At 47.2% G+C, this 25,889-nt stretch carries 20 protein-coding genes and 1 CRISPR repeat array; of the genes, 9 read left to right on the top strand and 11 right to left on the bottom strand.

Going from position 1 to position 25,889, the window contains the following annotated elements; all coding sequences use genetic code 11:
* The first annotated feature begins 1,153 nt into the window (after positions 1-1,153).
* Both MKY97_RS05555 and MKY97_RS05550 read left to right on the top strand, forming a co-directional pair.
* A complete protein-coding gene (locus MKY97_RS05555; RefSeq protein WP_342556245.1) occupies positions 1,154-1,951 on the top strand; it encodes a futalosine hydrolase in 798 nt (265 codons plus the stop codon).
* Complete coding sequence (locus tag MKY97_RS05550) at positions 1,948-2,790, top strand: 1,4-dihydroxy-6-naphthoate synthase (protein ID WP_342554503.1); 843 nt, start codon at positions 1,948-1,950, stop codon at positions 2,788-2,790. Before MKY97_RS05555 ends, MKY97_RS05550 begins: the two co-directional genes overlap by 4 nt.
* 493 nt (positions 2,791-3,283) lie before the next feature.
* Here the strand turns inward: MKY97_RS05550 and MKY97_RS05545 are convergent, their stop codons facing one another.
* Together MKY97_RS05545 and MKY97_RS05540 are read right to left on the bottom strand one after the other, a co-directional pair.
* Positions 3,284-3,937, bottom strand: coding sequence for a pyroglutamyl-peptidase I (locus MKY97_RS05545; protein WP_342554502.1), 654 nt, complete (start codon positions 3,935-3,937; stop codon positions 3,284-3,286).
* A gap of 104 nt (positions 3,938-4,041) precedes the next feature.
* The gene (locus tag MKY97_RS05540) at positions 4,042-5,043 is read right to left on the bottom strand and encodes a Gfo/Idh/MocA family oxidoreductase (RefSeq protein ID WP_342554501.1); all 1,002 of its coding nucleotides are present in this window, start codon (positions 5,041-5,043) and stop codon (positions 4,042-4,044) included.
* A 444-nt stretch (positions 5,044-5,487) separates the two neighbouring features.
* Between MKY97_RS05540 and MKY97_RS05535 the strand changes: the two genes are divergently transcribed.
* From MKY97_RS05535 to MKY97_RS05520, 4 genes are all read left to right on the top strand, one after another.
* On the top strand, positions 5,488-7,332 hold the full coding sequence (locus MKY97_RS05535) for an AraC family transcriptional regulator (RefSeq protein WP_342554500.1): 1,845 nt from the start codon (positions 5,488-5,490) through the stop codon (positions 7,330-7,332).
* 201 nt (positions 7,333-7,533) lie between these two features.
* Positions 7,534-8,505 (top strand): iron ABC transporter permease, encoded by a 972-nt coding sequence (locus tag MKY97_RS05530; protein ID WP_342556244.1) that lies wholly within the window; start codon positions 7,534-7,536, stop codon positions 8,503-8,505.
* Positions 8,506-8,507: 2 nt separating this feature from the next.
* Positions 8,508-9,560, top strand: coding sequence for an iron ABC transporter permease (locus tag MKY97_RS05525; RefSeq protein WP_342556243.1), 1,053 nt, complete (start codon positions 8,508-8,510; stop codon positions 9,558-9,560).
* Between the two features lie 58 nt (positions 9,561-9,618).
* Complete coding sequence (locus tag MKY97_RS05520; protein WP_342556242.1) at positions 9,619-10,536, top strand: iron-hydroxamate ABC transporter substrate-binding protein; 918 nt, start codon at positions 9,619-9,621, stop codon at positions 10,534-10,536.
* A 238-nt stretch (positions 10,537-10,774) separates the two neighbouring features.
* Here the strand turns inward: MKY97_RS05520 and MKY97_RS05515 are convergent, their stop codons facing one another.
* The 5 genes from MKY97_RS05515 to MKY97_RS05495 all read right to left on the bottom strand — a co-directional run bounded on the left by MKY97_RS05515 (position 10,775) and on the right by MKY97_RS05495 (position 14,944).
* The gene (locus MKY97_RS05515) at positions 10,775-11,197 is read right to left on the bottom strand and encodes a macro domain-containing protein (protein WP_342554499.1); all 423 of its coding nucleotides are present in this window, start codon (positions 11,195-11,197) and stop codon (positions 10,775-10,777) included.
* Positions 11,198-11,283: 86 nt separating this feature from the next.
* On the bottom strand, positions 11,284-12,279 hold the full coding sequence (locus MKY97_RS05510) for a TIGR02452 family protein (protein ID WP_342554498.1): 996 nt from the start codon (positions 12,277-12,279) through the stop codon (positions 11,284-11,286).
* Complete coding sequence (locus tag MKY97_RS05505) at positions 12,272-12,757, bottom strand: NADAR family protein (protein WP_342554497.1); 486 nt, start codon at positions 12,755-12,757, stop codon at positions 12,272-12,274. The genes MKY97_RS05510 and MKY97_RS05505 overlap by 8 nt, the downstream gene beginning before the upstream one ends.
* A gap of 53 nt (positions 12,758-12,810) precedes the next feature.
* A complete protein-coding gene (locus tag MKY97_RS05500; RefSeq protein ID WP_342554496.1) occupies positions 12,811-13,692 on the bottom strand; it encodes an NUDIX domain-containing protein in 882 nt (293 codons plus the stop codon).
* A gap of 247 nt (positions 13,693-13,939) precedes the next feature.
* Positions 13,940-14,944, bottom strand: coding sequence for a helveticin J family class III bacteriocin (locus MKY97_RS05495; protein ID WP_342554495.1), 1,005 nt, complete (start codon positions 14,942-14,944; stop codon positions 13,940-13,942).
* Positions 14,945-15,143: 199 nt separating this feature from the next.
* Here MKY97_RS05495 and MKY97_RS05490 point away from each other — a divergent pair, with 199 nt between their 5' ends.
* Entirely contained in the window at positions 15,144-16,292 is a 1,149-nt protein-coding gene (locus tag MKY97_RS05490) for a DUF418 domain-containing protein (RefSeq protein WP_342554494.1), read from the top strand.
* Positions 16,293-16,444: 152 nt separating this feature from the next.
* On the opposite strand, the gene MKY97_RS05485 is transcribed toward MKY97_RS05490, so the two are convergent.
* Positions 16,445-18,025 carry an ATP-binding protein gene (locus MKY97_RS05485; protein WP_342554493.1) on the bottom strand — a complete coding sequence of 527 codons (1,581 nt, stop codon included), beginning with the start codon at positions 18,023-18,025 and terminating at the stop codon, positions 16,445-16,447.
* 430 nt (positions 18,026-18,455) lie between these two features.
* Between MKY97_RS05485 and MKY97_RS05480 the strand changes: the two genes are divergently transcribed.
* Together MKY97_RS05480 and MKY97_RS05475 are read left to right on the top strand one after the other, a co-directional pair.
* Complete coding sequence (locus MKY97_RS05480) at positions 18,456-18,656, top strand: cold-shock protein (protein ID WP_090917732.1); 201 nt, start codon at positions 18,456-18,458, stop codon at positions 18,654-18,656.
* 946 nt (positions 18,657-19,602) lie between these two features.
* The gene (locus MKY97_RS05475) at positions 19,603-21,339 is read left to right on the top strand and encodes a HAMP domain-containing methyl-accepting chemotaxis protein (RefSeq protein ID WP_342556241.1); all 1,737 of its coding nucleotides are present in this window, start codon (positions 19,603-19,605) and stop codon (positions 21,337-21,339) included.
* 205 nt (positions 21,340-21,544) lie between these two features.
* On the opposite strand, the gene MKY97_RS05470 is transcribed toward MKY97_RS05475, so the two are convergent.
* The 3 genes from MKY97_RS05470 to cas2 form a co-directional block, all read right to left on the bottom strand.
* Complete coding sequence (locus MKY97_RS05470; protein WP_342554492.1) at positions 21,545-22,063, bottom strand: hypothetical protein; 519 nt, start codon at positions 22,061-22,063, stop codon at positions 21,545-21,547.
* A gap of 759 nt (positions 22,064-22,822) precedes the next feature.
* Positions 22,823-24,403 (bottom strand): hypothetical protein, encoded by a 1,581-nt coding sequence (locus MKY97_RS05465; RefSeq protein WP_342554491.1) that lies wholly within the window; start codon positions 24,401-24,403, stop codon positions 22,823-22,825.
* 433 nt (positions 24,404-24,836) lie between these two features.
* Positions 24,837-25,413: direct repeats of the CRISPR family, unit length 33 nt; unit sequence ATTTCAATCCACGCACTCCATACGGAGTGCGAC.
* 183 nt (positions 25,414-25,596) lie between these two features.
* On the bottom strand, positions 25,597-25,887 hold the full coding sequence (gene cas2 / locus MKY97_RS05460; protein ID WP_342554490.1) for a CRISPR-associated endonuclease Cas2: 291 nt from the start codon (positions 25,885-25,887) through the stop codon (positions 25,597-25,599).
* Positions 25,888-25,889: the final 2 nt, after the last annotated feature.

The raw sequence follows: 25,889 nt of genomic DNA, 5'->3' as shown, positions 1-25,889 counted from the left end.
TAGTTAGTTAGTTAAATTAGGAATAATTAATCTAAGTCAGTTAAATTATATAAGTTAGTCACCTTATTAGGAGAGTCTTATTTTTTTGGTTAGTCGTGCTGTTTAGGTTTGTTGAGTTGCGTTGTGCTGCTCAGGATATTGAAATTAAGTTATTTAGATCAGGTTAGTGAAATTGGGTATCTAAAATACTTCAAATCGTTTCCAACTCGTCCGTCTCTCGTGCACATTTCAGAGATTTGTTTATCAAAAGGCGGACAAATATTTCAGATCGCCCCCTCATCACCCCTGACCTACATATAGATAAAAAGTTTTATTATTAAGATTTTAGTCTATATATAGTATCTAAATCTATGGACAAAAGATAGTATCTTTTTGAGAGCTTTGTCCACTCTTTGAAAGACAAACACCCCTATTTGTCCTCTTGTTATGGACACTCAATGTAACAGACTATAAAGTTTCAATCTTTAAAGATTAGAAAGACTTGAAGATCATTTTCTTGCTTACTGTGTGGTCTAATTATCTACCTGACATCTACTTTTAAATTTTGCAGCATCTCTTTTTTATTGTTTCATTTAGTTTAAATATTGGATTCATATCTTTTTGGTTCATATCTTTTTGGTTCATATCTTTTTGGTTCATATCTTTTTGGTTCATAATTTAGGTTTATATCTCGGTTTATATGTTTTGGTTTATATGTTTTGGTTTATATGTTTTGGTTTATATCTCTGGGTCCATTCGATTCAAATCATTTCATTGATGTCTTCATGTTATTTTGATTATGTTGCGTTATATTTCATTATCGTTTATTTCGTTTATGATTTATTTCATTTATAAGGAGCATTTGAAAATGACTAGACAACCACAGCCTGCTGAACGTAACAACCGTTTATATGCAGCGGCCCGCAGCAGTGATCCCTCAGAAACAGCCGGGATAAACGCCTCAGTGACTGCAAGTTCAAACTCAGCTTCAAATTCTACTTGGGGTTCTACTTCGGATCCTACTTCAAGTTCGAGTTTGAGTTCTACTTCAAGCTCGAGTTTTACTTCAACCTCGAGTTCTACTTTAGATGCTTCTTCAAGTTCAACTAAAAATACAAATACAAATACAAGTTCAAGCCAGAATCCAAGTTTAATTTCAGACACCAAAGACTCTCTGAATGAACTCTATGCTTCTTCACGCGTGCTGATTGTAACAGCAGTTGATGCAGAAAAGGATGCCGTTCTTCGCGGATTGGGTGAGCAAGCTGCAGCTTGCTTTGATGTCATTGCGGCGGGCGTTGGCCCTGCCTCGGCCGCAGCAGGAACTGCCGCTGCCATAGCTTTTGCTTCAGCAGCGGCAAGTGCACATGAGCTGGCGCAGGGCACCGCTGCGCCAGCTGAGTTGGATGCGGCACAGGCTTCTGCCGCATCTTCAGGGCCGGGGCCCGCTGCCGGGACCGGCGCACGATCATCAGCCTATGGGCTGGTGATCAGTGCCGGCATCGGCGGCGGGTTCCCCGGCCGGGCGGACGTCGGCTCCATCGTGGTAGCCGACGCCATGACTGCTGCCGATCTGGGCTCGCAGACGCCAGACGGCTTTCTCTCTGTGGACGAGCTCGGATTCGGCTCGTCCCGTGTGGCGGCGGACGCGGTGCTTGCCGCGCGCCTTCGCCATGAGCTGCAGCGGGCAGGGCTCGCTGTCAGCGGGGGCACCGCGGTCACCGTGTCCACGGCGACCGGGACAGCCCAGACGGCTGCGGAGCTGCTGCGCCGCGTGCCGGATGCTGCCGCCGAAGGCATGGAAGGCTTCGGCGTGGCAGCTGCCGCGCAGCAGTTCGGCCTGCCGGTGCTCGAACTGCGCGGCATATCCAACGCGGTCGGTCCACGCGACCGCGACGCTTGGCGCATCAAGGATGCCCTGGATGCGCTCCAGGCAGCAAGTTCTATTTTACGGGAGGTTATCACATCATGAATATTGCTTTTTCCCCTTGTCCTAACGATACATTCATCTTCCACGCATGGGTGCACGGATTAATTCCTGGCGCGCCTGAACTTAAGGTTCGATATGCGGATATTGACATTACTAACGGCCTTGCTGCGAGCCCTGTCGGACCGGAGATTCCGGAAGTGATGAAAATCTCTTATGCAGCGCTGCCTTATGTGCTGGAAAACTATGCTTTGTTACCTGCTGGCGGTGCTCTTGGTAGAGGCTGCGGTCCATTGGTTTTGACAGCTAATGATACAACCGATCCAGCATACCTGTCTGGACGACGGGTTGCCGTACCAAGTGAGCGTTCTACAGCCTATCTCCTATTCCGTCTATGGGCCGCGCAAAATGTACCTGGCGGTGTCGGGGAAATTGTGGTCATGCCCTTTGACAAAATAATGCCTGCCGTTCGCGACGGTCAGATTGATGCCGGACTGGTCATTCATGAAGCACGCTTTACGTACCAGAACTATAACCTGCAGCTGATGACAGACCTTGGCAGCTGGTGGGAAAATGACACGGGCTTACCGATTCCACTGGGTGCGATCATTGCACGCCGTGATCTGGACGCTCATGCACTCGCTGATTGGGCCCGTGCTTCTGTGGAGTATGCTTGGGCGCATCCAGAGGAGTCGAAATCCTACGTCATGGAACACGCACAGGAAATGGATCCGGAGGTGGCTGCTCAACATATCGATCTGTATGTCAATGAATTCAGTGCCAATCTGGGCGAAGACGGATATGCCGCCATTACTGCACTGCTGGGGCGTGCGATGAAAGAAAAACTGGTTCCCGAGTTCGACCTGAACCTGTTACGGATCTGATCTTCACATTATTCGGATGACCAACTGCTAACGATCTCTAAAGATCCTCACAGGCTCACAGAGCTTATTTGGCCCATTTCTGCACTCTACAATATCTAACGACCCTCAAAAACCTTATTTCGCCGAAAACAACTCTTTTTGATCTCACTCTTGTTGATTTTCGTGAAATAGCGTTCCTACAGATCGTTAGAATGTTAAAAGCGCCTGAATTGGCGCACATAGCATAGCGTCCGCTGAGATCGTTAGAATTTGCGCCATATAATCGTGCAGTATCATTGGAGCTAACGCGAAGTATCTTTGAGGTTAATCAACGTCCACCTCCTTAATATTGGACAATAGCTCGCAAAACCTTCCTCTAATTGGCGGATATACGTAAACATCAATCTAAATATGCATGTGAATTAGGGCATCTCCTCTCGCCACCTTTGTGACGTATTGGAGATGCCCTTTCGTTGATTCGTTCGTTCGACGGTTGGTTTTATTTGCACTCAGTTTATTTGATTGTTTCCACCTGTGTGTTTGTTTCTGTCTCTGACACAATCGTGCGGATTATGATCCGCAGTGCATCCAGCATCATGGACAGCGGTAAAGAAGGGACTGACGGCGCCGATGCTGCCATTTCTGTAGAGGCCGGAAAATGTATAAATCCCGCCTGCACAGACAGCTGCTCCAACCGAATATAATCCAGCACCCGATACATCGTGTTGTTACATATATAAGTTCCTGCCGTATTTGAGACAGCTGCCGGTATACCTGCTGCTGCCATTTCATTGACCATCGCCCGGATGGGCAGGGTGGAAAATAACCCGTCGGGACTTCCCGCCGCAATGGGCTCGTCCACAGGACGCTGACCCTGATTATCCCCGTAAGATCCGGGCGGGGTGTCTTTAACATTTATCGCGATGCGCTCTGGTGTGATGGCTGTTCGGCCTTTTGCCAAGCCGCATGAGATAACAACATCCGGCTGAAAAGCCTTCATTTCTGCAATCAACAGCTCTGCACATTCATCAAAATGCACAGGCAGCAGTATTGTTTTGATTACCGCACCCTCCAGGGCCTCATGATGTAATGCCTGCATCAACGCCCCCGTCGGATTTATGACATCCCCGCCAAAAGGCTCAAAGCCTGATATCAATATTCTTTTCATCCGCTCTCCCCCTGATATCATCCTTTCAATATGCAGCCTATCATTAATTTATCAACTTCACACAATGTCCGTCCCATCACACTTTCTCGCACAATCCGGCACACTTACTCCGATCTGTAACGCAGGCCCCATTGACGGCGGACTGTATCCATCAGCTTCATGATTTCCAGCGACTCGTCCAGCTTCATTGTGCTGCTCTCTGTGCGGCCCTGCAGGATGCATCGTCCAGCCTCTTCTGCTTCAAAGGCATATCCGATACAAGTCCGGTCATCCACAAATTTCTCTGGTTCATCCTGTCCGTTCACATGTAAATACGCTTCTTTACCTGCAAGGAAAAACGGCAGACGAATTCGGCCTTCCGTGCCGTAAATGACAGCCTCATTGTTCAGATTCAAACGAATCGCGCCATTTAATGAAGCTGACCGCCCTTCGGAATACGACAGCAGGACAGAAAATTGTTCGTCTACACCTGTTTCCCCGATATGTGCCGTGCTCCATACATGCTGAGGCTGTTCGCCAAAGATCATTGACGCAAAAGAAAGTGGATACACCCCGGCATCCAGCAAGGCACCACCGCCCAGATCCGGGTTAAGCAGTCTGCCTTCCGGCTCCCAACCGATACGGAATCCAAAGTCTGCCTGAACCATTCGCACCTCACCGATCCGTCCTTCTGCAATCCAGGCGCGTGCCTGGGCAATCGTCGGCAGGAAACGGGTCCACATACCCTCCATGAGAAAAAGCTTTTGCTCACGCGCCGTTTCCACCAGCTGTTCCAACTGACGTGAATTCATCGTAAACGGTTTCTCACAGAGCACCGCTTTCCCTGCTTCAAGGCAAGCCATCACATTTTCCTTATGTACCGGATGTGGAGTGGCCACGTAGATGATATCCAAATCAGGGTCCCGCAGCAGTTCATCATATGAAGCGTAAGCGTGTTCAAAACCGTATTCGGCAGCAAACTTTTCTGCACTGCCTGCTGTCCGTGAGCCAACTGCAGCTTTTACCGCGTTACCGGCATGCTCCAGATCTTTGGCAAACTGGGAAGCAATCCATCCCGTGCCCATAATGCCCCAACGTACCTTATCCTGCCCTGCTTTACGTGCCATAAGTGCATCCTCCCTAACGCATATTTCGGTACTGCCCATCTACCTTTTCAATCCTGCCAATATCGTATCTCTCTTATTTTACCAAAAAGGAGCCCTTTCGTCAGAAAATGATGCTGCCCTTGATTGCATTTCATTTCCGCATCAGATTTGCTAAGATGATTTGGAGACAAGCCGGACCACCATATACTAGAATGTATATCAATCGAAGGCAGGGCCGGCAGAAATGGATACGACAGCCGCCTCAATTAATCTCTTGTGATTTGGCACTATCCCTTCTCACAAGAGAAATGGATTGATAGTAAATCATAAGATGAATAAATGTCTAAATGGAAATAAAGAAATTCAAGTAAGTTGAAATATAGAAATTGAAGGATAAAGGTTGAAATATACAAGTATAGAAGTAATAAGCACAACAAGAGTAACAAATAGAAAGGAAGGTAAGCCATGATCAGCGAACCGAATATCGACCATAGCCGCATACCTTCAGACGATAAACATGAGCGCCCTTTGGGCGATTCTAATAATCAACGTTCCGCCCAGACCGCTCCGGGCAAACTTGCACAATACTTCATGACCAGCAGCAGCAGGGCATCATTAACTAGTAAGAACGCCGAGCTTTCCTCAAAAAACACAGCTTTTCGCGCAGAGTTTAACCAGTTCCTGGACCATACCTTGATTGAGCTTCGACGGGCAGTGTATGTTAACACATCAAGCAGCTTCCATTCGCGTTCAGATGAGCTCCCGCATCATACCTTCATCTACATGCACCGATTCAATGGCACACATATCGCGGGCACCGAGCAGACTCGTGTCGTTCGTAAAGCAGCCTGCCTATACCCGCCTGGAACAAGTCTGGAACTGCTATCGGATGTCGATCACGATGCCGAGCTGTATATTGTAGAATTTGACCTGTTTCGTGTTACGGAGAAAACAGAGGCGAGGCGCATCTATGAACGTGAACATGGTTCACCTGTTGCGGGATGGATTCAAGGTCCTTTTTACGGCATTCAACGTATCGCCGCCCAGCTGACCGAGCTCGCACAACCCGATCACCAAGCAGCCCCCCGTGAAATCAAAGTACAGCTGCTGCTGACTGAGCTGCTCTGTATGCTCTGGCCTGAAGATAATTCAAGCCCTGCTGCAGAACCGGAACAGGATGATCCCGAGTCGTGGCTCAAATCAACACTTCAATATATGCAGCAGCATTACATGCATGAGATCAAACTGGATACACTCGCTGAGCTGGCTGGCATGCATCCATCCTACTACTCCCAGCTCTTCAAGAGCCGAATGCAGAAAAATCCAATTGAGTACATCACTCATCTGCGCATGAACCGGGCCAAGGAGATGCTGCTGACCTCGGATCTGCGCATACGGGATATCGCACGGGAGGTCGGTTATCGTGATGAGTTCTATTTCAGCAGGCGTTTCCGCAACCATGCCGGATATGCACCAACGGCTTATGCCAAACAGGTTCACCGCAATATTGTTTCACTTTCTTATCCCTATACCGATCATCTCATGACTCTCGGGATCACACCCTGCGCAGCCCAAATCCAGGGTCATCTGCCGCATCTGCCTCGGTCACTACAAATGCCTTTTCATGCGTATGAACCTTGGGAACAAGGACGGCAGGCTTTTCTGGATGTGAATCCCGATCTGATCCTGACCAAAGATAACGCCGCGGCTAAAGCGATAGAGCATATTGGTGATGTCGCACCGATTATTACGATTCCGTGGAACCAAACCGACATGTTCGGTCATCTGGAACAAATTGCTTCCATTGTAGACCGCACACAGGCGGCAAAAGAATGGATAGATCGACATGAGCGCAAAGCGGAGCGAGCACGCAAAAAGATTAAAGAACAGGCTGGCAGCCTCACTGTTGCTGTAGGTACGTTGACAGCCAAAGGGCCAAGGATGTACAGTCACCGTAACTTCGGTCATGTTTTCTACCGCACGTTACAACTTGCTGCACCGAAGCGGATTCAGGCTGAACTGCAAGGTAAAGCTCCGGGGGTTGGCTTCAACTGGATGTCTTTCACTCCCGGTGAGTGGGACGGCTTGGAAGCAGATGTCCTTGTGCTTGCGACTGACAGCATGCATAATCGAGCGGCTCTGATGCAAAAATTAAAGAATGATCCGCTATGGAACAGCCATCCTGCCGTTCACAGCGGGCGAGTTCATCTCGTCGATTGGAACGCGTGGGTTGTTTACGCCCCATATTCCATCAACATCCAGCTTGATGAAGCACTCTCGATGTTGACGAACAAGCCTGCACTTTTGTAATCTATAAAATGTCCATTTCCCAAATCTTAATTTATGCCATGTACGGGCCTGGATTAAGATTTTATAATAATCACTAATTGATAATGATAATCAATAACAACGAAAGCTGTTATTTGTTATAAAGGAGTGACCCGTATCCAACACCCGGGACTGCCTCATCGCCCGTCAAGTAAACAACGTTCTACCGTAACCATTGGTCTGATGTTCCTGTCTGCCATCGCCTTCCTGCTGATTAGCATGTTTGCCGCCATTTCCTTGGGAGCCAAGGGCTTAACACTGGAAACGGTCTGGACCGCCGTGTTTCAATATACCCCTTCTGTGACATCTCATCAGATCATTCACGAGCTGCGGCTGCCGCGTGTACTGGCTGCTGCTGTCATTGGAGCGGCATTCGCCGTGGCTGGGGCACTAATGCAGGGCATTACTCGCAATCCGCTGGCCGACACCGGCATTCTCGGTATTAACGCTGGAGCTGCATTTGTAGTGGCACTGAGTTTTGCCTTCTGGCCAGGATTACCTTATGGCTGGATCATGCTTTTGTCCTTCATAGGTGCTGTGCTCGGCACACTGCTCATCTTCCTTCTCGGTATGGCAGCACCCGGGGGCTTGAGCTCCATCAGGCTCACGGTGGCTGGCGCAGTGATCGCTGCCATGCTTGGTTCACTAAGTACAGGGGTAGCCATTTATTTTGACTTGAGCCAGGACTTGGCCTTCTGGTACGCAGGTGGTTTTGGAGGCATGGAATGGCGTCATCTGAAACTGGTTCTTCCCGTGCTGCTGCTTACGCTGCTGTTGACTATGCCGCTCGCCCGGCGCATTTCGCTCATGTCTCTGGGAGAAGAGGTCGCCATTAATCTCGGGATGAATCTGCGCTGGACCCGTTTTCTTGCCCTTACCGCTGTCGTGGTACTCGCGGGTGTGTCCGTCTCGGCTGTAGGTTCCATTGGATTTGTAGGTCTGGTGATTCCTCATATGTCTCGTAAACTGGTGGGCGTCGATTATCGGCTTATCATTCCAATGTCTTCGCTGCTCGGGGCAATACTGCTGGTGCTGGCCGATCTTGGGGCACGAATCGCGAATCCTCCTCAGGAGCTCGCAGTAGGCATCATGGTTGCCTTTGTCGGTGTACCGTTCTTCCTCTATCTGGCCCGCAAGGAAAGGAGGGCTTTGTAGTGATGAAACGGGGAAAGAACTCCGCAGCAAGATGTCTGAAGAAATTCAATCAGCTCTCGCGCGGCCAAAGATCGCTAATGATCAGCGTCGTCCTGCTCTGTCTGGGAGCACTGGTGATCCTCATCAGTCTGAACACAGGCACAGTGCGGGTGTCACCTCTGGCTGTCATACAGACCTTCCTGGGACAAGGAAACGAACAGGACCAAATCATCCTGTTTGATTACCGCCTGCCTCGCATTCTGGTGACCGTCCTTGCTGGAGCGGGGCTGGGAATTGCAGGAGCAGCCCTGCAGGGGATTACACGCAACGCACTTGCCGACCCGGGAATTCTGGGCCTGCATGCCGGAGCTGCCTTTGGGCTGATTGTGTTTGTCAGCCTGTCGTTCAGTATGGACACCTTGGTGGCTCTGCTGATTCCGCTCTTTGCTTTTGCCGGCAGTACGGCTGCTGCTCTGATCATCATGCTGCTGTCCTATGACAAAAACAGCGGCGTATCGCCGATTAAACTTATTCTGGTCGGCATTGCCGTCGCTGCCGGATTCCACGCACTTACACTGTATCTGTCCCTGCGTCTGGACGAGGACACGTATTCCTTCGCAGCACGCTGGCTTGCAGGCAGTGTGTGGGGCCGTGACTGGATTCATGTACAGGCACTGCTTCCCTGGGTTGTGCTGTGTACCGCCTATATCTGGAGCCGTTCCAAAACGCTGGACGCCTTCCATCTGGGGGATGCCGCTGCCACCAGCATCGGCACTCCGGTCCGTTCCCGGCGCATCCTGCTGCTGCTCTGCTCGGTAGCCTTATCTGCAGTCAGTGTATCTATGGCTGGAGGCATCGGCTTCATCGGGCTGGCCGCCCCGCATCTGGCTCGCAGACTGGTCGGGCCGATGCATCGCCACTTGATTCCGGCCGCAGGACTGATCGGCATGGTCATTTTGACAGCTGCCGATACAGTCGGCCGGACGATATTTGCACCGAATGCCATTCCGGCAGGGGTTGTTGTTGCGGCGATTGGTGCACCTTATTTTTTATACCTGCTGGTACGGACCAAATGATTATCAATCAAAAATATGAATTCCATCCAAGAGATGTGCAAGGAGAATAACGAATATGTTGAAGAAAAATCTTATGTTTTTGTTAACCATCAGTTTGGTGCTGGTACTCGCAGCCTGCGGGACAGCCAAAACGTCCACCTCGGGCTCCGGCGATTCGAACAGCAGTGCAGCTTCCGGCGAACCGCGTATCGCATCCATGTCCATCCATCTGACCAATGATTTGCTTTCCCTCGGGATCACTCCGGTTGGTTCTGTCATCGGCGGCGAAGCAAAGGGGTTTCTGTCCCATGTAGCTGATCGCCTGAAAGATACGACACCGCTCGGCCCGGTCAAAGACCCTGATATGGAAGCTTTGCTTGCCCTTAAACCGGATGTCATCTATCTGGATGAGGAATTTTCCGGTGACGATACTGCCAAGTTCGAGAAAATCGCACCTGTGCATGTGTTCAATCTTGATCAGGGTACATGGCGTGATCACCTGAAAGAGATTGGCAAACTGGTAAACCGTGAGAAGGAAGCAGAGCAGTATATTCAGGACTACGACACGGAGACAAAGGAAGTCCAATCGCTGATCCATGATCAGATCGGTGACGGTACCGTGATGGCGATCCGTGTGACAGCCAAGGAATTACGTGTATTCAGTACACGCCGTCCCATGGGTCCTATTTTATACGATGATCTCGGCCTGACCCCAGCCAAAGGCATCAAAGAAATGGATACTGCCAAACCGTATCAGGTTGTATCGCGTGAAGTGCTGCCAGACTACGACGCTGACGCCATCTTTGTCGTGGTTAACTCGGACGATGAGGCACAAACGATGTTCAAGGAGCTGCAAAACAATCCGATCTGGCAGGGACTAAAAGCGGTCAAAGCAGGCCATGTATACCCGATTGGGGCACAGCCTTGGCTCGATTATTCTTCCATTGGTAACAAAATGGCTATGGATGAAGCCAAAGAGATGTTTTCCAAAAAATAATATTCACTTCCACTATTGATTAAAAAACAAAAAACCTCGCTTCGGCAAAGGCACAGCGTTCGCTAGAGCATAGAGCATATTAACCATGCTCCATCTCCATTTGGTATAGGGATTCGAAAACATGAGCATTATCCATCCCTCTACCTCGCGCGCTTCCTTACCAAGCTGAGGCTTTTTTGATTTAAGAAACATCCATCATACCGAGTTAAGAAACATCCATCGTACCGAGCACCATTGCTCATATTGTACATACAACAATTTCGATATCCATATCCGCAAACGTGTCCTGAATGATTACGCTAACCTTCTCCCATTTTAAGCGGTCCAGCCCGCAGCCAATTCGGGGCATTGCCAGATGAGTTATCCCCTGCTGCTCACAGACATCCCGCATCGATTCTACTGCCTGAGTCAGCGATAAATACGTTGGTTTGTTCGAAAACTTCGCTTTGGTAACCAGGTTAAAGGTGCGTCCAACGGCATAACAGCGCCCGATCTCCAGAGGCTCCTGCCGAGCTTGGTCTTGAAGTACCTGCAGATCAAACCGCTCCCGAAACTGCACCGCAATCCCCTTCCCCATTCTGGCATCTGCTGAAATACAGTGAGCCAGCCTATAATGCTCCTCTAATTCAAATAAATCCTGCTGCCGTTCGTGAAACTGCATGCGATCCCTTCCTTCTCTATTTTATTTGCCCGGATAAGATGGATGACTTTCAGACCTGTTTATGCTGCTGCAGGACTGCTTCCATCTCACGCTCCATCTTCTGTGTTCAAACGCTTGAACGCCTCCAGCGTTCGCTGTCCGGCACTCCGGTCATATACAGCAAATACGATACGATCAAAATAATCCTTGTATCCCTCTCCAATCAGTACATCGGCAAAATACCCTGCAACTTGTACCGGATTATTCCGAAACACACCACAGCCAAAAGCTCCCAGCACGATGCTTCGATGCCCCTGCACAGCTGCAATCTGGAGCACATATCGAATACGCTGCTTCATCACAGATTTGATTTGTTCATCCATCGCTTCATTTCGCTCCTTGACCACACCCGCATTTACGGCTGGAGCGGTAATAAATGAGCTGGTGTAATATTGATCCAGCAATCGGTCATAATCGTCCCGGATTACGGGCACATGAGGTGAATAGATCATATGATCTGAATAGAGGCAGGAGCGCTGCTTGCGATTGTACTCATACATTTCCTGCATCTGGACAATGCATGGATACAGTCCTGTTGCTCGCGCCAAGCTCTCCTCTTGAGCTTGACTTCCACCAAGGAAACCACCGCCCGGGTTTTTCGCTGATGCAAAATTCAGACAGACAACGTCTGTTCTTCCTTCTTCCACAGTCAGCCGGGCTGCCGCTGCAAGCGTTGTTTCTCCGGTGACTTCGATCCGTGCTGTTTTTCCTTGAGACCCAGTAGATATGGAGTTCTGCAGATTTCCGGATGAGCTGACTTGCGATCCTGCGCGCAGCTTCTCCCCTAGACCAGTAAGTTCCGAAGGCCGATACAGAACAGATTGCTGTACAGCCTGCTCCATATCTTTCTTGATATGAACAGCACGGTCATATCCGTTCACGTACACGCCTTCTTTCAGAATCTCCAACGTCTGATGTGCGGTACGAGAGCGCCCGGAACGCGAATTAACTCCTGTATGTTTTGATGATGCGTTAGATTGTTCAGACCCATTAACTCTGCTGCCTGATTCATTGTATTTATTGTATTTCTCCACATTACTCATTTCGATCACTTCCTATCTCTTCTCTCAGACGAGTAAGAATTTCGCCAAGCCAGTTCGTTCCCCGCCATGTCTTTCGATTACGAATTCGTGCATCTTCCTCTGCCAATCCCACTCCCCAGATCCGGTCGTCGGGGCTTGCTTCTACGAGCGTAGTGTCGCGGGTGTCCAGCAAAGCGGCCAGCAGGTCTTCATTTTGTGTGAATTTAGCCCGATTGCCTTCATAGACAATGCGCTGGCACTCGGCCTCCCATACCGTTTGGTCGAACCCAGCGACCTGCCTGCCCAGCTTCTTCTGTGCCGAAGCCGAACGGGTCTTCATGATTTTGTCTGCTGCGTTCTGGTCGCCAAAGAGCAGTGCTTTCTGATGCATCATATACTGCTCTGCACTCGTATAATGGACCCCGTCTACCGTAAAATTAGCGGGAAACCATTGGGAAAACGGCGATGCTGTACGCCAAAAAAATGTAAACTTTTCCATAGGTATCACCTCTTACCGATTTCATTAGCAGTCTTCTCTTTTTCTCAGATCAACTATAGTGTTTCTCGCTCTGGATTCAGGCGGTACAGCCGGGACGGCCGATGACCGGCACTGCTTGTGTATTCCCCCGTCTCCAGTACCCAGTCCGCCATTTTACGTCGAAAGGCAGCTGCCAGCAGTTTTTTGCCGCTTATAATCTCATAGACTTTCTGCAAAGCCGTCAGCGTAAACTTCTCAGGCATCAGATTGAACGCAATATCGGTATATTCAATCTTGGAACGCAGGCGCTCCAGCGCATAATGAATAATCCGGGCATGATCGAATGCGATCCCCTGAACGTCCAGCAATCTGATGCTGCTGCTCCGTACACGCCCCTCCACCTGATCCATCGTCTCCACAACTGCGGATAACTGCTCTGTTTCATGGGTCAAAATAAGCTGCAATCTGCGCTCCGTTACCCGTCCGCGTTCGTGAATATGGCGTTTCTCTTCAATTAACCTCTGCTCCACCCGAAACCAGCTCGCCTCACTGGCATCATCACCGGCTTGAAGCTGCAGTTCACTGCTGTCCACAAGGGACATATAAGAGCAGCTGATTACACGAGTACGCGGGTCACGGTCCACATCGCCCCATGTATAGAGCTGTTCCAGATAAATGTCATCCAGCCCTGTCTCTGTCTGCAGCTCCCTCCGAGCAGCTTCTTCCAGGGATTCCTGCATCGAGACAAAGCCTCCTGGGAGCGCCCACTGTCCGAGAAAAGGGTGGCCTCCCCGGCGAATCAGCAGCAGTCCAAGCTCCGGCTGTGCCAGCTTGCGGTAATTTTCCTGTTCTCCGCTGCGGATTGTAAATACGAGCATATCGACGGTAACCGATGGACGTTCGAATTCACCCGCATCATAGGTTTTCAGAAACTCTTCTTCACTTATATGAGACACATTTGATGCCTCCGTTCTGTTATTAACATTTTGTTATTAACAACTTGTTAATAACAATGTAACATATGATCTGTTTACAGGTCAAATCTTCCATTTTCGCTATCACGGGCTGCGCATCCATACCCAACACAAAAAAACCGTCATCCGGCACTCCTTAATTTCCAGAGTGAGGACGACGGCTGGGGCATACCCGAGATTTTGCAGTCTTCTTCCGCAGTGCAGTTCTCAGAGACCCGTCTGAGGTTTCTTAAAACAAACTATCCGAAACGTAGTATATTTTCTGCCCGTTCTTTTTGTTTCCGGGGTCGGCCACGATCGTGAAATATACACTTCCGTTCTTCGTCTGCACACCTTCAATTTCGCGCTTTCCGACATTCGTTATTTTCACAAGGGACTGATAAGTACCTGCACTCGAAATTTTAGCGATCTGAGGAGTTTCTCCTTCTGCTCCGCCAGATGTAAAGATTTGAGTTTTACCGAGTAAGTCTACGCCTTGGAAAGAACCATTCGGTCTAATAATTCCACTGCCCGACTGCGTAAAACTGGCGACCGCAGCTTTAACTGCAGCAGGGCTGTCCATCCGAACCTGCTTATTCTGATCAAGCAGCCTGTTTAATGCAGCCGTGTCGTATATGGACCATACCACCTTATCTGCCTTATTTTTTTCCTTCTTCATCTGAACCCGGAACACTGTATATTTACTGTTACCTCCGCCGTCAACCCGATACGTTTCCCCTTGTCTCGAACCATTTTTGTTCGCATAATTCATATAGGTGAACCGATGAAGATCGGTATAATCTACCGTTTTTCCGGCCGCGTACTGCAGCCTCGCCACCTGAAGTGACCAATATTGTCGCGTGGACGGGTCGGCTTTGGAACTGAAATAGAAATAGTTCGCCCCATTGTACGTATACATATCCAGTGTCTGACAATGACCGCTGTTCGTAATGGTCATATGATCCACATATGCTGCATCACTGCCTTTGATCAGCAGTCTGGATAGATGACACGCCCCACCTACCCGCTGCGTTACGTATACATACTTGTCCGCAACATAAGCCTTTTGTACGACCCGATCAAACTTGAGCCCTTTGAGATTGTAGGCCAGTCTGGCCGAAGCATTTACCGTTTTTCCGGGAGAAGCTGCGATTGCAGGTGTAACCGACATTACAAATACAATGAAAGCCAGAAAGGCAGACAGCAGCGTTTTCCATCTCATCGTTGTAACGTTCATGAATTGATTTTTAATCATAAAAGCGCCTCCTTATTCATCCGCAATAAATCAATAATCTGGATATTCGGCTGTCTCTGAGATTAAACCGCACCAATTAAATAATACCATATTTACCAATTAATAAAGCGAAAACAAAGCATGATTTTTATATTGTTCTTTTTAGCACAACTGTGTTATATTAATTTTAATTCATTTGTACCAAAAAAAGGAGGATTTCATGAAACGCATCGCCTTGCTCGACATCCTTCGGGGTTTTGCCATTATTGGAACTCTGGGAACGAACATCTGGATTTTTGCTTACCTTGGCGATCTGAACCTTGTGTTTGGAAATGCTCTTGAACCGTGGTGGAGTTCCGGGGACCGCTTGCTGCAGACGATTATGCTCATACTGGTGAACGGAAAATTTCTGGGCATGCTTACTTTGTTATTCGGGGCTGGTATGGAATTAAAACGACAAAAGGCTGTTCGTGAAGGATACACTTGGCCTGGTGTTTATATCTGGTCATGTGCACTTCTGCTCCTGGATGGTCTACTGCATTACATTCTCGTAATGGAATATGATGTACTGATGAGTTATGCCATCACTGGCATGATTGTTTCCCTGATCATTCACCGTTCCCGGCGCTTCATCCTGGTTATGATTTGGCTCGCGGGGAGTATACATGTTATTGGCGTGACCGGGATTACAGCTCTGCTGGCATTCGAATCCGGCGCAGCCTTGAATGGTATGGATACGATTACGCAGCTCTACGCTGCCGGTACGTGGTGGGAGCAGGTCATGTTTCGGCTGAATCATTTCGGATTTTTCCGTGCTGAATCTATTGCTATCATCCCTCTGAATGTCTTCCTTTTCCTGCTGGGGGCGATGTTCATGCGAACAGGAGTGTTCTCCAACGACGAGTCTGGACGTCTCAAACGCCGAAAACTAATGATTGCCGGGCTGGGAATCGGTATTCCTCTGAATCTGCTCTTACTTATTCCCGGTGGAATCATGGATCTCTGGGTACGGTATATCAGTGCACCTGTGCTCACGCTTGGTTACCTTGGAATCATTGCCTACGGGATGGAGAAAGGTATATTTGACAGGCTGTTCCAGCGTTTCGGCGAGATTGGCAAGATGGCGCTGAGCTGTTACATTTTACAAAATATCATCGCCTCAATACTCTTCTATGGCTGGGGACTGGGATTCGGCGGACGCCCATCTTCCCTGTACATTCTGCTGATATGGGCCGGTATCTGCCTGTTATTGATGATCTTCTCTCATCTCTGGCTGCGCTTCTATCCACTTGGTCCGGTCGAATGGTTATGGCGCAAACTATCCATCTCTCCTGTATCCAAAGTTACGTCACGAGATACTTCTATATAAATGAGCAGCACAACAGGGGCTGTCCGAAACTCCATCGATCATTGATCATAATCAACAACCGGTGGCCGCAGGACAGCCCTTTCCTCATCGATACTGATAACATCCCCAGCAAGCCTTATCCCCCTTTTTTGGCTGGTCTGGCATGTACCTGTTTACATTTCCACTGTCTCCGCAGGCAGACATAATGTGAAGGTTGAACCTGTGCCCATCTCACTCTGTACGGTTATTTTGCCGTTATGATCCTGAATAATTTTCTGACAAAGCGCAAGGCCAAGTCCTGTCCCCTCTTCCTTTGTTGTAAAAAACGGATTAAAAATGGCAGATAACGAACTCTCGGGAATCCCGCTTCCCGTATCAGATAAGGAGATCAACACGATATTTCCTTCCTGTTTCATATCGATATGTACCTCTCCGGGGTCTGTCATCGCTTCAAATGCGTTACGAATCAGATTGATCAGAACTTGTACAATTTTATCGCGATCCATATTTACACAAACAGACTCATCCCTCATATGAAGTGTAATCCGGTGTCCTCTTGAAGCAGCATCCGATTCAGTCAAAGACATGACCCGCTCCAGACATTGTGCCAGCTTTTCGGGTTTCATATGATGGGCTTGCGGTTTGGAAAATTGCAGAAATTCCCCCGTTAAATCGGTGACCCTTGTTACCTCGCTCATAATAACTTCATACCACGGTGCAATATTGAAGGCTTGTCCACGTGACAGCTGCAGAAATCCGCGAATAGCGGTAAGTGGGTTGCGAATCTCATGCGCCATGCCAGCAGCAAGCTCACCCACAGCCCGCAGTCTTTCGGAACGAAAGACTTCCTCTTCATTCTTGATCCACTGGCTGCGCTGCTGCTTAAGCAGCTGGTCTTCGGCAGCAGTCATGAACTGCTGCAGGTTCTGCGATAACTTCGGATAATGCGATATGCTGTAACTTACCTGCAGCCCTTGAAGCTGATTAGACAGCAGGGAGGCTATCCTCTCTTCGATATGCTGCATCTGAGGCAGCACTACAGCAAACCGGTCCCCTGCATACCGGGATACCCCGTAAGCTTCGGGAAACTGGTTTGTAATCATCTTACCTGTCCCCGTAATGACGGAACACCAGGGGTCATCTGATCCTTTTTTATACCCGCTGAAATTGTTGACATTCAATAGAACTAACAAGAAAGAGTGTTCTCTCTCCAGCGTTTTATGGAGCACCTCCACGTAACCTTCATAATTTAGCAAGCCCGTCAGAGGATCATGAAGAGTCAGAAATGTATTCTTTTCCCGAAGTTTTCGTTTCTCCGACTCGCTGTTCGTTAATGTATGGTATATAAAAACAATCAGGATGGCAGTCAGCAGATCGAAAAAGGATACAAGCAAAGTGTATGGTTCAATCGGAACGTAAGATAGTCGGATCAGCGTATATTGAAGCATGAGCAGCAGTGAAACCGGCAAGGTCTGTGTCATCTGCTGTTTGTTCTGAATCATGGAAATAATAAGCATATAGTAGAGCATGCTGCACCAGTTCAGTTGACTGAAATAGTGAAATGCACCAAGAACCAGCCACTGTATCTTTCTCAGAAATGGATAACGCTGTTCGCCCCATATGCTTATGATCAGTAAAGCACCTGTAACCATCATCCATATCGGATGTGATGTTTGTCCCAGTATATTTGAGGATACAATGACAAGCAGACAACCTAGTGGGAAAACTACCATCTTCATTGTGTAACTTAGCAAATAGCCTCGCCCCCTTAGACAGAAGTCACACTAACAACATATTCACAAATATTATATCGATTATGATTAGCTGATGTTGTCGATTATTGGAATCTGTTAAAATTCGCAAGGATGTATAATTTTTAAAAACAATAGGGCATATGAAGTAATTGTAATATCTAAACGTGCATATCGTGATCTTATGACTTTCTGAACTGCGCAAATCTCTCATCAATAATCAAGCCAGCTCTCTAAAGGTGAGGGGTCGAATTTATTTTTTTAGAAAATACATTCAAAAATTGACTTATATTGGCACGTGTGTTATGATCATATAGGTCGATACATTAGTGGACATCAAGTCTACGGTTTAACTGCCGGATGAGCATTCATCAGAGTTGAATGCCGCTCATTCCAATGATCGTACAAAACTTATTATTTTTGGAGGAATCACATGCAAACAGGTACAGTAAAATGGTTCAACGCAGACAAAGGATTTGGCTTCATCGAAACTGAAGAAGGAACAGACGTATTCGTTCACTTCAGCGCCATTCAAGGTGATGGTTACAAAACGTTGGACGAAGGTCAGCGTGTCGAGTTTGAAGTAACTCAAGGTAACCGTGGACCACAAGCGGAGAACGTTACTAAACTGTAATTGATACGAGGGCTGCCTTCGGGTAGCTCTTTATTTATGCCCACTTATTTCCATCACAGAAAAGAGGTTTTTATTCCAACAGATCATTATAAACCGATTGAACAAGTTGTATTTTCCACGGTTGACGACATCATTAACTTCTATTCACCTCAGCAAACGAGCACAGAAAACACCGAAGCTCACTCGCATCCTGCGCATACGGCAGATCCATCAGAACATACAGACCGCACTGCCGAACGTTAACCACGAAACTGCAGCACCTATCCGAATAAGCAAAAGGCCCTGAACCGCTTGAACGGTACAGGGCCTATTCTAGTTCTATTCTTATATACTCACTTTGTTCCTGCTGCTCAGGTTCACCTATTGTGATCGATTTCTATTTGGATGTCGGACGTACTAATGCATTGTCTGTCCAAGTTAACGGAAAAGTAAGCTTCAATGGTTCAAATGACGAATCCTCCTTTTGGTTTATCATAAGCAGCCGGGGCTTGTGTAACCATGGTAGAGGATGAAACTTGAGCCAATCTTAAATGAATTATCAGTGCTGGATCGATGTGATCCATACTGTGACCTGGCATGATAAACACAGCTTAAATGCATATGCATTTTTTTACGTAAAAACACGAAAATAATTCAAAAGTTTCAGTTCATAAGTCCTATTTTCATTAAAAAACCTAACATTAATATGTCGAAATAACGATATAACTGAGAAGTAGAACTTACCTGGATTTTCATATACGTGCATATTAAAAACAAATTATCGTTATTATATTTTTAGCAACCGTAGTTGTTTTCGCAGCTGCATTAAAGAAGTTCGTAGAAAATGAAGATGTATGTCCATCCTAATTTCAACACAATACGAAGCGTATACGACGTCCAGGTGAAGTCCTTTTTAATTTTACAGGAGGAGTGAACTACCTTGTTTAAAAAGCTTCGCTGGAGTACCATGCCATTTTTCGCAAAAAATCTGGTCATTTCATTCGGGAGCATCGCCCTTATTGGAATTATTCTGATCACTGCAGCTTACCAGCTGCAAAAAAGTATTCTGATTAACCAACTGCACGATCAAGCTAAGATTACAACGCTGAAATGGTCTCAGGATCTGGACACAAGTCAGGTCGAACAGGCCGTATCCGAAAAAAGTTATTCCGATACATATCAGAGCAAACTCCGGGACTATCTGGATTCCATTCATACCTTTAATCCCAATATTGCGCAGGCTTATATTTTCAGTTCGCAGCTGGACGAAAATAACGGGGCTCCGATTTATGCGATCCCGACCAGCCTGATCGAAGCATTTGAGAAAGAGAAGTTACTGCCTGGCACGAAGTATCCGCTATCCAACCAGATCGCACACGGTCTCCAAGATATGAATGCGACGGGCGGACCGGCATTTAGTGATTTTTATACCGACGATTTCGGTACCTGGACTACACTGATGTATCCCATCAAAAAAGCAGACGGCTCCATCTACGCAGCCCTGTACTTTGATGTCGATGCAAGTGCAGTACCCAAAGGACTTAATAAACTGCTTACATACGGTTTGATGTTCCTGATCGGCTTTCTGATCCTGTTCATGGTACTGCAGTTTATTCTGCTGAAAAAAACAATGCGCCCTATTCACAACCTGATGAAAGGTATTGAGGAAGTGAGCACAGGCAATCTGAACGTCACCGTTCAGACGGGACGCGATGATCTTGGTATCATTAACGAGAAATTCAATACGATGATTGATCGTTTCAACACAACCCTTTTCAAAGTGAAAAATACTTCACATCATCTCTCGAATTCGTCCAGAGAACTGCTGGATATTTCTGCGAGAAACAACGATAATATTCAATCCATCAGCACCAACATTCGGGAAATCTCTACGGGTCTGGTATCTCAGGATAAAGCCACTGTGGAAAGTGCACGCGCCATGACTGAAATGTCTACCGTGGTGCAGAACATCGCCGGAAGCTCTGCCGAAGTAGCGGATGAAGCTGTCAGCATGGAGCAGCGATCCAACAGCGGGCATGAAATTATGCAGCAGGTGATTGATCAGATGGGCCTGATCTCAGGTGCGGTGCAGAACACATACGCATCCATTCAATCTTTGGAAAATCGTTCCAATGAGATCAGCAGCATTGTGGGTATTATTACGGATATTGCCAGTCAGACTAACCTGCTCGCCCTGAATGCTTCCATTGAAGCAGCACGTGTCGGGGAAGAAGGAAAAGGGTTCGCCGTCGTGGCTGGTGAAGTACGCAAACTGGCAGAGCAGTCTCAAGAGTCCGCAACTCAGATTCGTGCACTGATCGATGAAATCCAGCGGGATATTGGACAATCTGCCGAGGCGATGGAACGTGGTTCGGAAGAGGTGGAAAAAGGACTCAACGTCACGCGTGAAACCGGCGCTTTCTTCGAAGACATCCGTACCGCCACCAACAAAGTGGCTAACCAGATTCAGGATATCTCCAGCTCCACCGAGGAAATCTCGGCGAGCACACAGGAAATGTCCGCAACTGCAGACGAGCTGTCCTCAAGTGTCAGCAAAGCAGCGAGCAGCACCAAGCACATCGAACAATCGATTGCCGAACAGGAAACCTCTATGGCTGCCATCGTCAGTGCCTCCGATGAATTAGCCGAAGTATCCGAGCAGCTGCAGGAACTCATCTCGTTCTTTAAGGTGAAGGAAGTATAAACCTGCTGCAGAAGGCATTCGTAAGCGATATGCGTAACCTGCAACTTACGTAACATGCGTAACATCAACCAAGGCTTGAGCTTACACTCAAGCCTTGGTTTTTTTACACCGAAATGTTCAAAGCATAAGTGACAATCGCTAGAATTGGAGAAGGCCATAATATGATGAAATAAGCTCTCCTGAGATCGTTAGCGTTCAACCTTGACTAGTTCATCGCATCAGCTATACTCCGCAAACTGCCCCTCACTTGCTCTAAACTTCGATAGGCTCCCGCAATCTTAACCAACTTCCATTCATTTTTCCGTTTCAAATAATGCACCGTCACCGCACTGGGCAGCAGACACACTCGCTCATCTCCCAGATCAAACCACTCCAGCTTAATTCCTACGTCTGATGCAAAACACTGCATACCTTCAGCTGTCCTTAATGTAACTAACTTAGATGGCTCTGTTCCCTGTTCTACTCCTGCTGCCTCTTCCTCCCAAACATCCACACTATCGAACAAATAATTCCCATCTGTCTGGAATGTCATATTCACCGTATATCCTACATAATCCATACTGATTACTTCCAGCTTTTCTCCCTCCACACTCCACACCTCATCCGCCTGTACTTTGGCCTGCTCCAGGGTGATCGACACGTCTATGGGTAAACATTGCGGTAACTTCCCTTTTTGTACGTACTTCTCCAATGAAATCACACCGATGTGCTGCTTTGTATTCATTGTTTGTTCGTCAGCACCTTTCTGAAAATGTTGGTCAAGAACATGCTATGAGTGGCACTCGCAAAGTAATAAGCTTTCCCGTTTTCATTCCTATCCATATTGGACTTCGCTGCTAAAGTTAAGAATAAAAATATGTATAGAATGGGTTGTATGTCGTATGAATGTTTAATAAAATGAAAGTAAGAGAAAATAAGAGTAGCCAGGCCAATGGCTACTCCTGCACAGCTTATGTGATGTGATCACCTCTGAGTAGTGCTAGTTCAAAACGAAGTGACCCAACCTTCGGCGGTCAACCTGTGGCGGGTCACTTCTTCTTACGATCGATGTATGTCAGCAACGCAATTACAAACATTGCTAAAAGCATTACTTGTTCGAAGGTAAAGTTCATGTGATCACCTCCTCTCAGGAGATGACCAGTTCCCACCACAAATTGGCTGTACAATTTAAATTATACCAATGTGTAAGTGCTCAGACGAGCACCTTTTTTTTTAAAAACTTACATTAGTTTCACACATTTACAAGAAGATCGTTACTGATACTTTGATCCGATTGCGACCCAAGGACACGCCGAGGAATTCGCTGACATGATCGTGGAACGGGCAGAGCAGAACCGCAAGTAATACATTTTGCCCACCTCTATCTTTATCTATCTTTAATCCTCTTTAGCTTGTTTCTACTTTTCTATAGAAATGAACAGATAAAGACGCTCGGTCAGGTGTAATATCCTGTCTGGGCGTCTTGTTTTATAGTGCAGCTCTTTTATTTCAGGTATCCTTTGGATTTCCAATATCGCTTCGCAAAGGACTCAACAGCATAGGGCAGTTCTCCATCCAGCAAATCCTGATTCGCTTGCATCAGCTCTTTGCGTCCACGTTCCAGCAATTGAACGGCATGTAGTAATTGGGGACCGCCTACATAATGAAGTTCAAGCAACAACGGCTCTTCCTCATCCTCTTCCTCCTGAGCCGAGTATTCAATTAACACAATTTCCGTGCCGTCCGCATGCTGGTGCAGCGTATAGAAGTATTTCTCCACCTTCGTCTCCCCTTGGGTATCCGTATACTCTCTACCAATACGCAGCATAGCTGGCTGGGGAACATCATTATACATTTGACCTGCTTGTCGAAATGCATAGTAGAAGTCTTCAATCCACAACCCATGCCGGTCATCATCATAATAATCGTCATACGGCTCCACGATAGGCAGCGCTAATAAATCACGAATACGTTGCGGCAAAATCAAGGTACGGACATACTGGTAATTTGATACGGACCGCAGCAAGGTATCCCATCCACGGTTGCTTAACTGCTGAATATCCGGAGGTGAGTCTTCCGTAAATACGCTCCATTCGGAGTTCTCACTGTTCACATAACGATATGCGCCTGAGATCATCCAAACAGGAGTGCCCGCTTGCTCGGCAAGTTCATTAGGAGAGCCTGAAGCTTGGTCTGCTGGCTCTATTTTGAGCAACAATGCACAGCCATGGTCGTCTTGAAAATACAGACTCCGGAAATAGCCCTCCGTATGCTCATCCCCGTAGACAGAACCTCGGCAAAACTGTCCATCCACCCAAAACTCATAGCTGTTCAGCAGCTCATCCTCCTCTCTTACAGGTAATAATGAAGGGTGAGTAAGACGCTCAATGTTCGCAGCTGTGAACTGATGATCTTCGAACCAATCCGGTACAACTGGCGCTAGTTCCGCGGCATAAATATACTCTCGTTTAATAATAGGCTGTCCCTGCTGCAGCCTCTTTATCATCTCTTCTCGCCATGGAAAAGGCTCTTCTGTATCTTCGTCAATTACACACTCAGGAACAAATAACTCCAGCATGTCAAAGCCTTTCCATGGTCCGTGATCCTCCCAATCTTCAAGCTGACGCTTCACTTTCCGCTGTCCTTGAACCTGAATTCGATATTGCTCTGTACTTACCAGCAGCCCACCTTCTACGCTGCCTCTCACCGTCAATTCTCCATGGTTGTAATCTCCCCAGAACATATCCTCCACATAAAGATTACCTGTAATATATATTTCCTGCCCTCCCACGAGCATATAAGGCGTTGTAAGATCACCAAGCACAACCAGGTTAGAAGCGGCCGCGTCGGATCCTGTGTTTCCAATATAACGATCAACGATCAGATTTCCCTCCACCATAATTAAAAAAGGCCCCTCATCCAGCAACAACTTACTGATATGAAGATCACCTGAATGCAGCCATACTTCCTCGGCATCAAATTCACCATCATGTGCTTCATTCTGTGTATACATCCAGCTTTCGTGAGGCAACCTCGTTTTGATATCGGCAAAAGTAACCTTTTGACCTATGTGATGTATGGACATGTCTTGACACTCCTCATCGGTTGATATATGGATAACATCTTCAAAACTTCTGATCTTCGAAGTTTAATTATACTGGAGGAAATTGAGTTGAGCTTTCTGCTGACGGCATTGCAGCGATAAGCAGCGCAAAGTTAATCACATATGATGTGAAATTTCATATACTCCACCACCTGGATTCCCATTTCATTTTTTATGTTGTACGTTGTTAGATTTTGGAGAAAAGTTTCATGTCGGATAGTAGGTGGCTTTTGTTTGGCTTACGCTTATCAACATGTGGATAATTGAATCGCGTCCGGTGTATACTTCTTCTTCCTCAAACCCTAATGATAGTAAACCTAAAGATGTAAACCTACTGATTGATTGCTCAGAGTGAGTAGCCGATTGCTCATTATGATCTTTCCATTGCTCATTTTGACACCTACTACCCTCTATGATTTCAATCCACGCACTCCATACGGAGTGCGACCACAAAGCTGCCCATCGCGAATGCCATAGTAGCTAATTTCAATCCATGCACTCCATACGGAGTGCGACCATTTACAGAATACGAAACAAAACATGGAATGATTATTTCAATCCACGCACTCCATACGGAGTGCGACTGGCGCTCTGTCCGGCTTTGCTGGTACCGGAATTTTTATTTCAATCCACACACTCCATACGGAGTGCAACCTGACACTCGCGCTTGGCACAAAGCTGCCGCAAAATTTCAATCCACGCACTCCATACGGAGTGCGACGTAAGCCTACGCAAATATCTCTAGTCGTACCGGTAATTTCAATCCACGCACTCCATACGGAGTGCGACTTGTTCTCTGGAGCAGTTCCGGTCCTTGCAGTTGTATTTCAATCCACGCACTCCATACGGAGTGCGACCATGCATCAGTTGGTGTAACTACAGCCGGAAGATTATTTCAATCCACGCACTCCATACGGAGTGCGACAAGTTGTAGAACCTTTCACGTGCTCTATCTCGATATTTCAATCCACGCACTCCATACGGAGTGCGACAGCGAAAAATAACGTAGATACCTCATCAATTGATAAATAGCAAACGTATCTTCGCTTTTATATCTTTTACTAACCTTCTAAATATCGATTATTGCTCAAATCTGTTGCCAAAAGGTCACGAAAAAGTGCTTTTCGAGGTGCGAATTCCCCGGGAAAATCATGTGAGCTTGGCATTCGCACCAGTTATAAGATCAGCGGATCACCCATATCATAGGTATCCTTAGCCCCGACATGATCTACTTTATTTTTGTAATTGTCACCAAGATTGTAGAAACGCAAGCTATCCGTATCCTTATCAATTAATTCTTCCAGTTCTAATCGTAAACGTCTAAATTGTGCAGCATCCAAAATACATTCAAATACCGAATTTTGAACACGTTGACCGTGATCTACACATTTTTTGGCCACTCTAGACAGTCTTCTGCGGCCTTCACGATCCATCGTACTCACATCATACGTTATCAAAATAAGCAAAT

Source organism: Paenibacillus sp. FSL R7-0652, assembly GCF_038595045.1.
Classification (GTDB): Bacteria; Bacillota; Bacilli; order Paenibacillales; family Paenibacillaceae; genus Paenibacillus.
Note: the sequence above shows the minus strand (reverse complement) of the source record. Positions and strands in the feature narration are given on the sequence as shown.

Bases quoted from the DNA above. Each gene is read 5' to 3' on its own strand.
- MKY97_RS05465 (WP_342554491.1), bottom strand. From the start codon at position 24,403: ATGTCCATACATCACATAGGTCAAAAGGTTACTTTTGCCGATATCAAA.
- MKY97_RS05515 (WP_342554499.1), bottom strand. From the start codon at position 11,197: ATGCAGTTTCACGAACGGCAGCAGGATTTATTTGAATTAGAGGAGCAT.
- MKY97_RS05530 (WP_342556244.1), top strand. From the start codon at position 7,534: ATGTTCCTGTCTGCCATCGCCTTCCTGCTGATTAGCATGTTTGCCGCC.
- MKY97_RS05470 (WP_342554492.1), bottom strand. From the start codon at position 22,063: ATGAATACAAAGCAGCACATCGGTGTGATTTCATTGGAGAAGTACGTA.
- MKY97_RS05495 (WP_342554495.1), bottom strand. From the start codon at position 14,944: ATGATTAAAAATCAATTCATGAACGTTACAACGATGAGATGGAAAACG.
- MKY97_RS05545 (WP_342554502.1), bottom strand. From the start codon at position 3,937: ATGAAAAGAATATTGATATCAGGCTTTGAGCCTTTTGGCGGGGATGTC.
- MKY97_RS05540 (WP_342554501.1), bottom strand. From the start codon at position 5,043: ATGGCACGTAAAGCAGGGCAGGATAAGGTACGTTGGGGCATTATGGGC.
- MKY97_RS05510 (WP_342554498.1), bottom strand. From the start codon at position 12,279: ATGAGTAATGTGGAGAAATACAATAAATACAATGAATCAGGCAGCAGA.
- MKY97_RS05480 (WP_090917732.1), top strand. From the start codon at position 18,456: ATGCAAACAGGTACAGTAAAATGGTTCAACGCAGACAAAGGATTTGGC.
- MKY97_RS05505 (WP_342554497.1), bottom strand. From the start codon at position 12,757: ATGGAAAAGTTTACATTTTTTTGGCGTACAGCATCGCCGTTTTCCCAA.
- MKY97_RS05550 (WP_342554503.1), top strand. From the start codon at position 1,948: ATGAATATTGCTTTTTCCCCTTGTCCTAACGATACATTCATCTTCCAC.
- MKY97_RS05490 (WP_342554494.1), top strand. From the start codon at position 15,144: ATGAAACGCATCGCCTTGCTCGACATCCTTCGGGGTTTTGCCATTATT.
- MKY97_RS05535 (WP_342554500.1), top strand. From the start codon at position 5,488: ATGATCAGCGAACCGAATATCGACCATAGCCGCATACCTTCAGACGAT.
- MKY97_RS05475 (WP_342556241.1), top strand. From the start codon at position 19,603: ATGCCATTTTTCGCAAAAAATCTGGTCATTTCATTCGGGAGCATCGCC.
- MKY97_RS05525 (WP_342556243.1), top strand. From the start codon at position 8,508: ATGAAACGGGGAAAGAACTCCGCAGCAAGATGTCTGAAGAAATTCAAT.